9 protein-coding genes are annotated in these 15,084 nt (G+C 63.1%); 6 read left to right on the top strand and 3 right to left on the bottom strand.

Annotation, left to right across the window (positions count from 1 at the left end):
* Positions 1-15: 15 nt before the first annotated feature.
* A complete protein-coding gene (locus KIT10_08090; protein ID MCW5899217.1) occupies positions 16-2,442 on the top strand; it encodes a carboxypeptidase-like regulatory domain-containing protein in 2,427 nt (808 codons plus the stop codon).
* 1 nt (position 2,443) lies between these two features.
* A complete protein-coding gene (lptB, locus tag KIT10_08085; GenBank protein ID MCW5899216.1) occupies positions 2,444-3,184 on the top strand; it encodes an LPS export ABC transporter ATP-binding protein in 741 nt (246 codons plus the stop codon).
* Positions 3,185-3,222: 38 nt separating this feature from the next.
* On the opposite strand, the gene purS is transcribed toward lptB, so the two are convergent.
* Complete coding sequence (purS, locus tag KIT10_08080) at positions 3,223-3,483, bottom strand: phosphoribosylformylglycinamidine synthase subunit PurS (GenBank protein ID MCW5899215.1); 261 nt, start codon at positions 3,481-3,483, stop codon at positions 3,223-3,225.
* Positions 3,480-4,256, bottom strand: a complete 777-nt coding sequence (locus tag KIT10_08075) for a CDP-alcohol phosphatidyltransferase family protein (protein ID MCW5899214.1) — start codon at positions 4,254-4,256, stop codon at positions 3,480-3,482. Before KIT10_08075 ends, purS begins: the two co-directional genes overlap by 4 nt.
* A gap of 119 nt (positions 4,257-4,375) precedes the next feature.
* Between KIT10_08075 and KIT10_08070 the strand changes: the two genes are divergently transcribed.
* From KIT10_08070 to lnt, 3 genes are read left to right on the top strand one after another with little or no spacing between them, the layout of a single operon-like run.
* Positions 4,376-5,464, top strand: coding sequence for a PorV/PorQ family protein (locus KIT10_08070; protein MCW5899213.1), 1,089 nt, complete (start codon positions 4,376-4,378; stop codon positions 5,462-5,464).
* Positions 5,461-10,605, top strand: coding sequence for a hypothetical protein (locus KIT10_08065; GenBank protein ID MCW5899212.1), 5,145 nt, complete (start codon positions 5,461-5,463; stop codon positions 10,603-10,605). Before KIT10_08070 ends, KIT10_08065 begins: the two co-directional genes overlap by 4 nt.
* A gap of 38 nt (positions 10,606-10,643) precedes the next feature.
* Complete coding sequence (gene lnt / locus KIT10_08060; protein MCW5899211.1) at positions 10,644-12,359, top strand: apolipoprotein N-acyltransferase; 1,716 nt, start codon at positions 10,644-10,646, stop codon at positions 12,357-12,359.
* On the opposite strand, the gene KIT10_08055 is transcribed toward lnt, so the two are convergent.
* Positions 12,296-13,678, bottom strand: coding sequence for a hypothetical protein (locus tag KIT10_08055; protein ID MCW5899210.1), 1,383 nt, complete (start codon positions 13,676-13,678; stop codon positions 12,296-12,298). The genes lnt and KIT10_08055 overlap by 64 nt on opposite strands.
* A 100-nt stretch (positions 13,679-13,778) precedes the next feature.
* On the opposite strand from KIT10_08055, the gene KIT10_08050 reads away from it, so the two are divergent.
* Complete coding sequence (locus KIT10_08050) at positions 13,779-15,080, top strand: anthranilate synthase component I family protein (protein MCW5899209.1); 1,302 nt, start codon at positions 13,779-13,781, stop codon at positions 15,078-15,080.
* Positions 15,081-15,084 lie beyond the last annotated feature (4 nt).

Below are 15,084 nucleotides of genomic sequence, written 5' to 3'. Positions count from 1 at the left end.
TGGTGTTGTGCCACCATGGCCCAGACCACGCGTGTGACCGGCAAGATCACGGATGCGGCCACCGGCGAGCCGGTACCCTTCGTCAACATCGCCTTCATCGACAGCCGCATCGGCACCACCAGCGACTTCGATGGCAACTACGCCTTCGAGACCTATTACGCCACCGATTCCATCCGCGTGAGCGCCGTGGGCTACAGGGCGCAGAGCCGCGCCGTGCGCAAGGACCGCGAGCAACGGATCGACATCGCCCTGGAGCCGAGCAGCGTGCAACTGGCCGAGGTCATCATCCGACCCTCCGACGAGAACCCCGCATTCACCATCCTGCGCCGCGTGGTGCAGCACAAGCCCACCAACAACCGCGCGAAGCTCGACGCCTACGAGTACCAGGCGTACAACAAGGTGGAGTTCGACCTGAACAACATCACCAAGGAGTTCACCGAGAAGAAGCTCTTCAGGCCCTTCGCGTTCATCTTCGACAACATCGACAGCACGGACGCCAAGCCCTACCTGCCCATCTTCATGACCGAGACCCTCAGCGAGGTGTTCTACCGGCAGAAGCCGCGTGCGCGGAAGGAGTTGATCCGCGGCACCAAGGTGAGCGGCGTGGAGAACGAGAGCGTGAGCCAGTTCATGGGCGACATGTACCAGAACGTGAACATCTACGACAACTTCCTGCTGATCTTCGGAAAGAACTTCGTGAGCCCGATCGCCGATGGTGGCCGGGGCTTCTACAACTACTACCTCACGGACAGCGCCTACATCGGCCGCTACTGGTGCTACAAACTGGAGTTCACGCCCAAGCGCCCGCAGGAACTCGCCTTCAAGGGCGAGATGTGGATCAACGACACCACCTACGCCGTGCGCCGCATCGAAGCGGGGATACACGAGGGCGCCAACCTCAACTTCGTGCAGGCCTTCCGTGTGCGGCAGGAGTACGACCAGGTGGAGACCGAGGTGTGGATGCTCACCCGCGATGAACTCGTCGTGGACCTCAATGTCATCCGCGATGCGGGAAAGCCCAACAAGAACGCCGTGCAGGGGCTCTATGGTCGGCGCACCGCCACCTACCGGGACTTCACCATCAACCGGCCGCGCGAGGAGGGATTCTACGCCGGGGTGGAGGAGGTGGTGATGGCCGTGGATCCGCTCAGCGAAGGCAGCGACTTCTGGGAGAGCAACCGCCACATACCGCTCACGGCGAAGGAACTGGCGATCTACCACATGGTGGACACCATGAAGACGATCCCACGCTTCCGCACCTACATCGACATCATACAGACCGTGGTGACGGGCTATTACCCGATGGACAACCTGGAGTTGGGCCCATATTTCACGGTGTACAGTTTCAACCCCGTGGAAGGAAGCCGCTTCCGCGTGGGCGCGCGCACCAGCAGCCAATGGAGCCGCAATGTGGAGTTCGAGGGCTACGCCGCCTACGGCACCCTGGATACCGAGGTGAAGTACGGCCTGGCCACCAAGTTCTTCATCAGCCGGGAACCACGGGTGATCGCCGGGGCTTCCTTCAAGCGCGACATCGAGCAGTTGGGCCAGAGTGTCGGCGCCTTCCGTGAGGACAACATCCTCAGCAGCGCCTTCCGCCGCACACCCAACGACAAGCTCACCATGGTGGACGAGTACCAGGCCTGGGTGGAGCGGGAGTGGATCATGGGCTTCAGCAGCACCTTCATGCTGCGCCACCGCACGCTGTTCCCGCGCGGCAGCCTGGCCTATGTGCGCAATATCGATGACGCCGAGCCGGACCTGGTGAACAGCATCACCACCAGCGAGCTGATCATGAACACGCGCTTCGCCTGGAAGGAGAAGTACGTGAGCGGCGATTTCACCCGGGTGAGCCTGGGCACACGCTTTCCGGTGCTTCAGGTGCATCTGGCACAGGGCGTCAAGGGTGTGCTGGAAGGCAACTACGACTACACCAAGCTCATCGCCCGCGTGCAGCACCGCGTGCCCATGGGCGCGTTCGGCCACTTGCGCTACACCGTCACCGGTGGACAGGTCTGGGGCACGCTGCCCTATCCGCTGCTGCTGATCAATGCCGGCAACGAGACCTTCTACCTGGACGATATCGCTTTCAACACGATGAACTTCTTCGAGTTCATCAACGATCGCAGCGCCACGCTCTTCCTGGAACAGAACCTCGATGGTCTGCTCTTCAACCGGGTGCCGCTCTTCCGCAGGTTGAAGTGGCGTGAGGTGCTCGGTCTGAAGGTGGCCGTCGGCTCCCTGGACCGAAAGCACCGCGAGGAAATGGAGTTGCTGCCCTTCATGTACGACCTTGCGGGTGGACCCTTCGCCGAAGCTTCAGTGGGTGTGAGCAATATCCTGAAGGTGTTGCGCGTGGATGCCGTGCGCCGCCTCACCTACCTGGACCACCCCAATACCAGACCCTGGGCCTTCCGCCTGAAACTCAACATCGCCTTCTGACGTGCTCCACGCCAAGGACCTCATCAAGCGCTACAAGCGCCGCACGGTGGTGAATGGCGCCAACGTGGAGGTGCGCCAGGGCGAGATCGTGGGGCTGCTGGGACCCAACGGCGCGGGCAAGACCACCACTTTCTACATGATCGTGGGGCTCATCAAACCGAACGAGGGCCACGTGTACCTGGACGAGGAGGACATCACGGACCTGCCCATGTACAAACGTGCCAAGAAGGGAATCGGCTACCTGCCGCAGGAGGCCAGCGTGTTCCGCAAGCTGAGCGTGGAGGACAACATCCGCGCGATCCTGGAGATGACCGGAATGAGCAAGGCGGACCAGGCCGCCAAGCTGGAAAGCCTGCTGGACGAATTCGGGCTGCAGCATGTGCGGAAGAACATGGGCGATGTGCTCAGCGGGGGCGAGCGACGCCGCACCGAGATCGCCCGCGCACTGGCCACCGAGCCGCGATTCATCCTATTGGATGAACCCTTCGCCGGGGTGGACCCCATTGCCGTGGAGGACATCCAGGGCATCGTGGCCAAGCTCAAGAAGAAGAACATCGGCATCCTCATCACCGACCACAACGTACAGGAGACCCTCAGCATCACCGACCGGGCCTACCTGCTCTACGAAGGCCGCATCCTGAAGCAGGGCACCGCCGAGGAATTGGCCGGTGACCCTGAGGTGCGGGAGAAGTACCTGGGGCGGAATTTTGTGTTGAGGCGGAAGGATCCTGTTGGAGGTTGAAGGTCGGGGGTAGTTGGAGGTCGCGCAACCTCCAACATTCAACTTCCAACTTCCTCAACGAGGAAGGAGTACTTCTCCATCACCTGGTTGGCCAGCAACTTCTTGCAGGCCTCGTCCACCTTGGCTTCGGCGGCCTTCTTGTCCTTGGCCTCCACATGCAGGGTGATGTGCTTGCCGATCCGCACGCCGCTGATCTCCGGCAGGCCCAGATTGCCCATGGCGCCGGTCACGGCCTTGCCTTGGGGGTCCAGCAGGTTGTCGTGGGGCATCACATCGATGGCGGCGCGGAAGTTCTTCATAGGGTTTTGGAAAAGAGCTTGCCCCACAGCGGGCTGAGCAGGTACAAAAGTAGGATCGGCGGAACGGCCAGCATGCCGTACAGCACCACCAGCATCGCTCCAATGCCGAGGAGCAGATAGATGACCTCGTTGCCCCGCCAGCTGTAGTGCATGAACTTGAGCGAGGCGAGGGGGAGGGAGGAAAGCATGAGGACCGCCATGGCGATGGCCAGGGCGAACAGGGCCGCGGGATTGGCCAGGAGATCGTCCAGGACCTGCATGATGCCTGCGTGGCCCGGGCCTTCCACGACCGCCACCCCGGAAACGCCCAGGATGAGCGACACCCAGAACAGGCCATTGGCCGGGGTGGGCAGGCCGAGGAAGCCGCCGGTTTGGCGCGTGTCGACATTGAATCTGGCCAACCGCCAGCAGGATGCGATGCATAGTGCCATGGCCGCCAGGCCGACCAGATACTGCTGCTCACCGGGCGCGGGCTCGATGAACCGGCTGAGGATCGCGGTCCCCAGGATGCCGATCGGACTGGAAGCGAACATCCAGACGATGAAGGCCGGTGCCACCCCGAAGGTGACCATGTCCGCCAGGCTGTCCAGTTGCTTGCCCAATTCGCTGCCCCCGCCCAGGGCCCTGGCGGCCAGCCCGTCCAGCACATCGAAGGCCGCCCCGGCGAACACCAGCCAACACGCCAGTGTTAGCTGTCCTTGGGAGGCCAAGAGGATGGAGCCCACGCCACAACATAGGTTCGCGGTCGTCAGCAGGTCGGGCAGGCGGGGCATGGCGGCCCGAAGTTCCAAACTAATTTCGGGGCAATGATCGGGGCCACCTTGTGTTAATAGCTGCGTCAATACCAGAGCCGATGATGACCTTCCGGACGATGGGCGTGCGCAGCGCCGCGATGCTTCTGATCACCCTGCCTATCGGCGCGCTGGCCCAATCGGGCGGCGAAAGTTCCGGTGGTGGGCTGGACGCTCCCAAGTACAGCAACGAGTTCCTGGCCATCGGCGTGGGCGCCCGTGCCCTGGGCATGGGCAGCGCCTTCACCAGCGTGGTGAACGATGTGACCAGCGGCTACTGGAACCCCGCCGGCATACTGGGGGTGCAGGGCGATCTGCAGGTGGGTGTGATGCATAGCGAGTATTTCGCCGGCATCGCCAAGTACGACTATGTGGGCCTGGCGCGGCCGATCGACTCGATGAGCACCATCGGCATCACCTTCATCCGCTTCGGCATCGACAACATCCCCAACACCATCGACCTGATCGATCCCTCGGGGAACATCGACTACGATCGCATCACCTCCTTCAGCAGCGCCGACCATGCCTTCCTGGTCACCTACGCGCGCAAGCTGCGTGTGCCGGGCCTGCGGATCGGCGGCAACGCCAAGGTGATCTACCGCCGTGTGGGCCAGTTCGGACAGGCCTGGGGCTTCGGGCTGGACGGCGGTCTGCAATACGACCGCGACCGCTGGCGCTTCGCCGCCGTGGCGCGCGATGTCACCGGCACCTTCAACGCCTGGAGCTACACCCTGGATCAGCGCACCGTGGACGTGTTCATGACCACGGGCAACGAGATCCCTGAGAACAGCGTGGAGGTGACCCTGCCGCGCATGATGCTCGGCGCCGCGCGCGAGTTCCGCTTCGGCGAGAAGTTCAACCTGATCGCCGCGCTGGACCTGGAGAACACCTTCGACGGCCGCCGCAACACCCTCATCGCCAGCGATACCTGGAGCTGCGACCCGCGCGTGGGCCTGGAGGTGGGCTATGCCAACGTGGTGTATGTGCGCACCGGCCTCAGCTACTTCCAGTATGTCACCGATATCACCGACCGCAGGCAGCTTACCATGCAGCCCAACCTGGGTCTGGGTCTGAAGATCAAGAGCGTGGCCATCGACTATGCCCTCACCGACATCGGTGACAACAGCGTGGCGCTCTACTCCAACATCTTCTCCCTGCGCTTCGATCTGTTCAAGCGGCCCGCGTCATGATCCGTAGGTTGTTGCCGGTCCTTTGCATCGTCCATGCCCTGGCGGGCTTGGCGCAGGGGCCTTACGGCAACGAATGGATCGACCACACGCGCCAGTACTGGCGTTTCAGCGTGGTGGCCGATGGCATCATGCGGATCGATTCGGCCGCGCTGGCGCAGAGCGGTTTTCCCGTGGCCACCGTGGACCCCCGGCATCTGATGCTCTTCAGCCGCGAGCAGCAGGTGCCCATCTATGTGGAGGGGGAGGCGGACGGTGAGTTCAACTCCAGCGATTTCATCGAGTTCCGCGCCATGAAGAACGACGCGTGGATCGATGTGCGGCTCTTCCAGAACCCCGCCTGGCTCTTCAACCCCACGTACAGCTTCTTCAACGATACGATCCGCTATTTCCTCACCTGGGATCCTGATGCCGAGAAGAAGCGGATCGTGAATTACGTGAACACGGACTTCGCGTCCTACACGCCGCGCACTTGGTACGTCGGGGAGGCGTTCTTCTCGCAGCATGGCCGGTACCGGGCCGGCGCCTTCGTGGAGAACAGTGGCGCGGCGGTGAGCAGTGGCTTCTATTCCGAGGCCGAGGGTTACACGCATACCACGGACCTGGTAGCGCCGGGTGCTCCTGAACAGACCGTGGGCATGGCCACGCCGCAGCCATACCTGGGCGCCGATGCCCCTGCGCCCCAGGTGACCATTGTGGCCGTGGGCGTGAACAATCCGGGCAGTGCCCAAAGTGATGACCACCATCTGCAGATCCGCTATGGCCCGGCGCCCGGCGAGTTGGCGCTGGATACCATCTACAGGGGTTTCAAGGCGATCAGGAAAACCTTCGAGATACCCGTCGCGGCGATGTCCAGCAGCATCGCCATCCGCTATCGCGTGTTGAATGACCTGACCGCGCCGGGCCAGATCGGCTATACCAATCCCGGATACATCGACCGCCAGGCGGTGAGCAACACCACCATCCGGTACGCGAAGAACATCCACATGCACAGCTCGAACAGCATGCGCGCGTGGTTGCCGAAACAGCCCGGGGAGGACATCGTGTTCTTCCAGTTCCACAGCTGGGCGGGCGTGCCCATCATGTATGCCTATGGCGACACGGTGCGCCGCATCATCCCCACGTTCCAGAGCAATTTCTGGCGGACCTTGATACCCATGCACCCAAGCGAGCCGGAGACGCAGGGCTACATCTTCGCACAAGGGCTCATCACCAACGTGGCGGCGCTGGAGCCTGTGAATGGCACGGGCTATTTCACCGACTACCGCACCCTGGAGCAGGACTCGGCGATGATCATCGTGACGCACGAGTCGCTGATGTCCGGCGCGCTGGAATACGCGCACTACCGGGAGAACCTGGCCTACACCGTGGATGTGGACCGCCGCATGCCCGTGGTGGTGGTGGAGATCGATGAGCTCTACGACCAGTTCGCGGGCGGGGTGCCCAAGCATGGTCTGGCCATCCGCGCCTTCAGCAAATACGTGCTGGACCAGTGGAGCACCGATCCGCGCGCGCTCTTCCTCATCGGCAAGTCGGTGCAGGCACCGCACATCAACGCGGGTTCCCAGGGCTACAGGCCCGCCTTTGGCGACGCCTATCAGCGCTGCCTGGTGCCTGGCTTCGGCTGGCCGGTGAGCGATCCGTGCATCACCATCGGCCTGCGTGGCGACTTCCGGCGCATGGAGATCCCCGTGGGCCGGCTGAGCGCCGAGACGCCCGCGCAAGTGCTGGCCTACCGCGACAAGGTGGCCGCGCTGGAAGCGCAACCGCGCGCGGCATGGATGAAGAACATCCTGCACTTCGCTGGTGGGGTGAACGCGGCGGAAAGTGTCCTGCACCAGAACCTGCTCAATGGTTTCAAGGCCATCGCCGAGGACACCTGTTTCGGTGGCGACGTCACCACCTTCAAGAAGACCTCCTCGGACGTGTTCCAGCAGGCGGCGGCCGATTCGGTGCGCGCCAAGATCGAGGAGGGCGTGACGGTGATGACCTTCATCGCGCACGCCTTCGCCAACGGTTTCGACATCACCATCGACGACCCCAGCAACTACGACTGGGGCGGTCGCCACCCGCTGGTGATCGGAAACTCGTGCTACATCGGCAACATCCACATGAACGACAACTTCAGCAACAGCGAGCAGTGGACGCTGATGCCGGGGCATGGCCCCATCGCGTTCCTGGCCTCGGTGGATGTGGGCTACACGCTCTATCTGTCGCAGTACACGAATCATTTCTATCGCAGCTTCAGCCAGCTGAACTACGGCAAGAGCATTGGCGAGCACATGCGCCATGCGGGCTTCACGCAGCTCAGTGAGGCCATGGACATCGTGCGCCAGAACAACGTGCACACTTTCACCCTGCAGGGCGACCCCACCCTGGTGCTCAACTCCTGGCCGCTGCCGGACTACCACATCGAGTTGCAGGACGTGATCTTCGACCCCGCCTACGTCACCGCCGAGGTGGACACCTTCGCCGTAAAGGCCGTGGTGCACAACATCGGCAAGGCGGTCAACGGCCCGATCAACGTGGTGCTGGAGCGATCCGCGCCGGAGTTGCCCAACGTGCCGCCATACTTCCGCCAGCTGGACAACGTGTACCTGCGCGACACGGCCGTGTTCCACCTGCCCTCGTTGGGCTTCTCCGGCGGCCAGGGCCTGAACCAGATCCAGGTGCGCGTGGACCGCGACCCCGACGAGGTGCCCGAGATGGAGGATCTCGCCAACAACGTGGTGAACACCTCGGTCTACATCAGCTCGGGCGATCTGATCCCGGTGTACCCCTACGACTTCGCCATCGTGCCGGACGCGAACCCTGTGCTGAAGGCCAGCACCGGCGACCCCTTGGCGGCACCACGCACCTATGTGTTCCAGATCGACACCACGGACCTCTTCAACAGCCCCATGCTGGAGACCACCACCATCACCGCACCGGGCGGGGTGGTCTCCTGGCAGCCCCTGCAGATCTATGGGTTGAATTCACTGCAGGACAGCACGGTGTTCTTCTGGCGATGCAGCCGGGACAGCACCGCGGCGGAGGGCTACAACTGGTACGAACGCTCCTTCCAATACATTCCGAACAAGCACGGCTGGGGACAGGCGCACTACTTCCAGTTCAAGAACGACACGTACAACGGGGTGGTCTACGACCGGCCGAACCGCCGCTTCGAGTTCGAGACCGGCAACCGCAACCTGCAGTGCTACGTGGCGGGCAACACGATCAACGAGGCCAGCTACCAGACACGCTGGGTGCTCGACCTGGTGCCGCAGGATTTCAGCAGTGGATGCAGCAACTCGCCCGCCTGGCATGTGGCGGTGGTGGATCCCATGTTCGAACCCTGGGGCACCTTTTGGAACGGCCAGAACCCGGAGCATCAGTACGGCAACCAGAACAACGGCACCGCCTGCCGCAACCGGGTGGAGTTGTTCTTCAGCTTCCGCACCAACAGCGCCGACCAGCTCATCGGCATGGCCGACATGCTGCGCAACCACATCCCCGACGGCCACCATGTGCTGGTGTACACCTGGCGTTACATGGACAAGTTCGCTACCGCCAACAACAACGCGGACGTGCTCACGGCGATGGAGGAACTCGGCGTGCCTGGCTTCGCGCAACTGCCGGATAGCGTGCCATTCATCTTCTATGTGCAGAAGGGCGACCTCTCCTCCTTCCAGCAGGTGGTGGGCACCCACATCGACGACTACATCAGTCTTTCCGTGCTGTTGGAAGGATTGACCGACCAGGGCACGATCACCACCATGAAGGCCGGTCCGGCGAGCTCTTGGTACGGCCTCTATTGGAACGAGGTCCCCGGCAACGTGGAGGACAGCACCCGCATCGTGCTGCGCGGTGTGACGGACCAGGGCGTGGAGGTTGAGCTTGGCAACTGGCCCTCGCAGTTGGACTCCATACCGGACCTCTCGGGGATCGCCGATGCGGCGCAATACCCCTACCTGCGCATCCGCGGCATCTTCCACGATCTCTCACCGGACGATCAGGAGCCCGCGCAGATGCAGCGGTGGCAATTGCTCGGCGCGCCGGTGCCGGAATGCGCCATCCATCCGGGCGCCGGTTTCTACAACGGCTTGAACGACCTGTTCCAAGGGCAGGAAGCCGCACTGGCCGTGGCCATCCAGAACATCAGCCAGTTCGACATGGACAGCATGCTGGTGGGCGCCTGGGTGATCGATCGCAACAACGTGCGGCACGGCATCCACTACAAGCTGAACGCGCCGCTGCCCGCGGGCGCCGTGCTGATGGACACCGTGCGCTTCTCCACCATGGGCCTGGGCGGCATCAACAGCCTCATCGTGGAGGCCAACCCGGTGGACAGTCTCACCGGGCAGTACCATCAGCGGGAGCAATATCGCTTCAACAATATCCTGCAGATCGGTTTCGAGGTGGACATCGACCGCGAGAACCCGATACTGGATGTCACCTTCGACGGCATCCACATCATGGATGGCGACATCGTTTCGGCGAAACCCGAGATCCAGGTCACGCTCAATGATGAGAACCCGGTGCTGCTGCTGGACCAGCCCACGGACACCATCCACTTCAAGGTCTTCCTCGCCGGGCCGGGCCTGCCGCTGCAGCGCATCTACTTCCGCAACAGCGATGGATCGGAGAACATGCAGTTCATCCCCGCCGATGGTCCCAACAACGTCTCGAAGATCCACTACCGTCCGAGCTTCGGCAGCGATGGCAAGTACACGATGACGGTGCAGGCGCAGGACAAGAGCAGCAACCAGAGCGGGCAGTACGACTACAAGGTCTCCTTCGAGGTGATCAACAGGCCCACCATCACCGAGGTGCTCAACTATCCGAACCCCTTCACCACCAGCACACGCTTCGTCTTCACCGTCACCGGCAGTGAACCGCCCAGCTACATGAAGATCCAGATCCTGACGGTGACGGGGCGCGTGGTGCGCGAAGTGCGCATGCACGAGCTGGGTCCGATCCGCGTGGGCCGCAACATCACCGAGTTCGCCTGGGACGGTACCGACGAGTTCGGCGACCGCCTCGCGCGTGGCGTGTACCTCTACCGGGTGATCGCACAGCTCAACGGGCAGGAGATCGAATACCGCCAGACCGGCGCGTCCGATTATTTCCACAAGGGCTTCGGCAAGATGTATCTGCTGCGCTGAGCGCCGCGGTCCTCGCCGTTTACTTTCGTGGCCGTCGCATGGCCGCATCCCGATCCAGCCTCCTGCTTTGGTCCATGCTCAGCGGCCTGCTATGGGCGGCGGCCTGGCCGGGTATCGGTGGCCTGGCGCCCCTGGCATTCGTGGCTTGGCTGCCCTTGCTCCACGCCGAGCGGCTACACGATACGCTCGGTGGCAGGCGATCCTTCGTCCCATGGGTGCTTTTGGCGCACTTCGTATGGAACGCCTCCTGTTCCTGGTGGTTCTTCATGGTCAGTGAGCCGATGCCCACGCGGATCGTGAGCGTGACCGCGCCGGTGGTTGTGAACACATTGCTCATGACCATGCCCTGGTGGTTGAAGCGTGTCGCAGCACGCATCATTTCGCCGCGTGTGGCGGTGCCGGCCTTCATGATCCTTTGGCTGGCGATGGAACGCCTGCACCACGGTTGGGACCTGCAATGGCCGTGGTTCTCGCTGGGCAATGTCTTCGGCTTCTGGCCCGCGTGGGTCCAGTGGTATGAAGTGACGGGCATGCTCGGCGGCAGCCTCTGGGTGTTGGTGGTGACCATTCTGCTGGATGCGGCGCTGCGGAACAGGATGATCGGTGCTCCCTTCAAGCGACACGCCATCGCCGCCGTGCTGGTGGTCCTCCTGCCCTTGTCCTCTTCCCTGGTCCGCTTCCACACCTATGAGGAGCGCGGAGCGGAGTTGGATGTGGTGGTGGTGCAACCCAACGTGGATCCCTACCTGGAGAAATTCGGCGGGGTGGATGCCTTGACGCAGTTGGAGCAGATGCTGGCACAAGCCGATGCCGCGATGGGACCCGGAACGCGGCTGGTGATATTGCCCGAGACGGCGCTGCAGGAACGCTCCTACGCCGACCTGACCGCCGGGCCTGAAGGGTTGCACGGTCTCTGGGAGAATGATCTGGGCCGCTCGGCGAGCGTGGAGCGCATGCGCGCCTTTCAAGCGGATCACCCTGGTGTGGCCATGCTGGCGGGCATGTCGTCCTACTATCTGGTACCGCAGGGTGCGCCCAAGCCACCGGCCGCGCGGCACCTTGGCGAGAACACGGGCAGATGGTACCAGGCCTCCAATGCGGCGGTATTCCTAGCCGCCGACGGAACGGTAGGGCACTACCGCAAATCGAAGCTCGTGGCCGGTGTGGAGGCGATGCCTTTCGAAAGCGTGCTGGGCAGGTTGGATGACCTGGCCTTGGATCTCGGTGGCACCACGGGTAGCCTGGCGCAGCAGGAAGAGCGTGCTGTGTTCCGTGATAGATCCGCAGGATTTTCCGCCATCCCGGTCATCTGCTACGAATCGGTCTTCGGCGAGCATGTGGCCGCGCATGTGCGCAACGGAGGCGATCTCATCACGGTGATCACCAACGACGGCTGGTGGGGCCGGTCACCGGGCTATCGGCAGCATCTGGCATTCTCCGGGCTGCGGGCCATCGAGACCAGGCGCGCAGTGGCGCGCTCGGCGAATACGGGCATCAGCTGTTTTGTGGACCAGCGTGGAGTGATGAAGGATCTGACCGCCTGGTGGGAACCCGCTGCGCGGCGGAGCAGTGTACGGCTGAACAGGACCTGGACGCCCTTCGTGAAATTCGGTGATGTGATCGGCCGTGTGGCGGTCTTGCTAGCCATCGTGCTCCTCACTGCCCTGCTGTTGCGGGCCGCACGGACGCGCTACCGGAACAGCGGCACCCGCCGCGCCATGGGACCCTCCGGCCCATCGAAGCGCACGACATAGATGCCCGGTGCAATGCCGTCCTTGGGGATGCGCACGGTGGTAAGGCCGTCCACCAGAGACACCTGGCCCTGGCTCCACACCAGTTTGCCACCGGCATCGAGCAGACGCACCAGATGCATCTGGTCGCCATAGGCCTGCACCAGCACATTCAGGTCGTAACCGTCATCCCAAGCGTTGACGATCTCGGTATATCCACCGCCGCCGCAGCCGGCCGCGCTCACCGAACTGGCCCGCTCGCTGCCATCATGGTCCACCTGCACCAAGCGGTAGTAGGAAAGGGCTTGTGGCTGCGGGTCCACATAGAGGTAGTGCAAAGTGGTGAAGCTGTATCCGGCGGCTTCCACCTGGCCGATCGGGGACCAATTCATGCCATCGGCACTGCGCTCCACCCGGAAGTGGTCCGAGTTCGATTCGCTCGCCGTGGTCCAGCGAAGCACCACTTGTTGTCCTTCGCAGATGGCGTTGAACTGCACCAGTTCCACCGGCAGGGGGTCGAGGAAGTTGGCCAGCGTCCATGAGCGGAAGAAATCCGCAGCGGGCACGGGAACGGTGAGTACGCTGCTCACAGGGGCGCCATTCACGTGCGTACCAGCGGGCATGTAATCGCCCCATTGCCCGATGGCGGTGTTGAAGCGCTGGGCTCCCACAGGGCTGGGTGGCATGATGAAGTTGCCTGGACGAACCTCACCGTTCGCGGCGTTGGGGTCATAGGTGAAGTCCAGTTCAACATTGGGCAGCGTGCCGTAGGCATAACCGGCCGCGCCGGGGTCCACGATCCAGAAGCGGTCCACCGCATTGTCCGAGTTGGGTACGATGGGCTGTAGCCAGCTGTTGAGGTGGAGTACATCGCTTGGCCGATAGAGAAAGTTGTTCCAGTGGTCCGCCGGGGCGATGGCCATCGCCGCGTAGTTGTAAGTGGAGAAGCAGACTGAGGCGGTCAACTCATTGGATCCGGCGGTGGTGACCCGGTAGGTGAATGGCATCTTCACGCCATTGGGGCTCGTGTAGGGCAGCACATAGGTGCCCACCGTATTGCGGATCTGCCACCGCACGCGGTTGAATTCGCCCTCGCTACGCAGGTTGGCGCCGTTGATCTGGGTGATGGCGTTGGGGTTCGGGTTCTCCAGCACCACCCAAGCGCCATTGTCGATACGCACCCAGGCGTCATTGTTGAACACCAGCCGGGCCTGGCCTTGGGCTTCAGGCAGCATCAAGCCTACCAGAAGCAGGGCGGTCACCCACATGGACATCGCTGGTCCGGTCCTTCCATCCGCTGTGGCCTTTCCCAAGGCGGCACCGGCGGTGAGTTGTTCGCGCATGATCGGAATGCTTTTCCTCTTGATCCTCCCGGATGATAGACGCACTCCCTCCGCGAGAGGTTGTGCACGATCGGGTGTGAAGTTAACCGATCTTTACCGCATGACGAACGCGCCCACCCAGGACCCTGTTCGCCGGCCTGCCGGACCGGTTGGCAGGGTGTCCGTGGAGGTGCCTGCTATGCCTGGCTGGCCTTGCTGGGAGGCGCTTCGTGAGGAGCGGGCATTCCTCTTCCGGCGCCTGGCCGACCAGGGGAGGTGGCTGCTATTCGTGGGGGAGCGCTCATGGGGATCCAAGCCACGCTTCAGCCACGCTGATGACCATGGGGTGTATCGCGCTCTGGACTGGAGCTACGGGCATTGCGCCTATGATCTGAAGAATGAGCTGGAAACCTTGGTCACCCGGCACCCGGACCCTTTCGGATACCCGACCTCCCGGTGGTCGGTGCCACGCTGGGTGGTGGAAGGCACCCCGGATCGGGTGGTGCTTCATGCCCATGCGGCCGATCTTGAGGAGGGGCTGGGTTTCTGCCGGCAACTTTTTGGTCCCGCTCCATCGACCGGGCTGGACCAGCAACTGGATTGGGCCCTGGACACCCCGCGCGATCGCTACCTCCAGCAGGTGGAAAGCCTGATGGACCATATCCAGCTCGGCGATATTTACGAGGTGAACCATTGTGTTTCCCGCCATGCCCATGCCCCCGGCTTCGATCCTTTCGCCGCCTTCGGCAAGCTGCTGGAGCGAACGGACGCCGCCTTCGCCGCCTTCCACCGCATGGGTGATCGATTCGGGCTGTGCGCCAGTCCCGAGCGCTTCCTGCATTTCGTCGGCCGGCGGGTGATCGCCCAGCCCATGAAGGGTACCCGCCCCCGATCGCGGGACGCCGCCGAGGATGCCCGTCTGGCACAGGAACTGGCACATGATGCCAAGGAACGCGGGGAGAATATCATGGCGGTGGACGTGATGCGCAACGATCTCGCTCGCGTTTCGTCGCCGGGCAGCGTTGCCGTGGAGGAGTTGTGCGCGGTGCGGCCACACGCGCGGGTGCATCAGATGACCAGTACCATTTCCGCGGAGCTGCGTAGCGATGCCACGCCTTGGGATGCGGTACGCGCGGCATTCCCCATGGCCAGCATGACCGGAGCGCCGAAGATCCGCGCCATGGAGTTGATCGACGCCTTGGAGGACCGAGCACGTGGCCTGTTCAGCGGCACTTTGGGCCACTTCTCACCCGATGGCACCGGCGACCTGAACGTGGTGATCCGCACCGTGCTGCACGATGCCGCCACAGGCCATACCTCCCTCACGACCGGAAGCGCCATCACCGCGGCATGCGATCCCGCGGCGGAATGGGAGGAATGCGAGCTCAAGGCGCGGTCGGTCATCGATGCGCTGGGACCATGATCGC

The organism is Flavobacteriales bacterium, assembly GCA_026129465.1.
Classification (GTDB): Bacteria; Bacteroidota; Bacteroidia; order Flavobacteriales_F; family PHOS-HE28; genus PHOS-HE28.
This window is presented reverse-complemented; position numbering and strand designations above follow the sequence as displayed.

Bases quoted from the DNA above. Each gene is read 5' to 3' on its own strand.
- KIT10_08090 (MCW5899217.1), top strand. From the start codon at position 16: ATGGCCCAGACCACGCGTGTGACCGGCAAGATCACGGATGCGGCCACC.
- purS (MCW5899215.1), bottom strand. From the start codon at position 3,483: ATGAAGAACTTCCGCGCCGCCATCGATGTGATGCCCCACGACAACCTG.
- KIT10_08075 (MCW5899214.1), bottom strand. From the start codon at position 4,256: ATGCCCCGCCTGCCCGACCTGCTGACGACCGCGAACCTATGTTGTGGC.
- KIT10_08070 (MCW5899213.1), top strand. From the start codon at position 4,376: ATGCTTCTGATCACCCTGCCTATCGGCGCGCTGGCCCAATCGGGCGGC.
- KIT10_08065 (MCW5899212.1), top strand. From the start codon at position 5,461: ATGATCCGTAGGTTGTTGCCGGTCCTTTGCATCGTCCATGCCCTGGCG.
- lnt (MCW5899211.1), top strand. From the start codon at position 10,644: ATGGCCGCATCCCGATCCAGCCTCCTGCTTTGGTCCATGCTCAGCGGC.
- KIT10_08055 (MCW5899210.1), bottom strand. From the start codon at position 13,678: ATGCGCGAACAACTCACCGCCGGTGCCGCCTTGGGAAAGGCCACAGCG.
- KIT10_08050 (MCW5899209.1), top strand. From the start codon at position 13,779: ATGACGAACGCGCCCACCCAGGACCCTGTTCGCCGGCCTGCCGGACCG.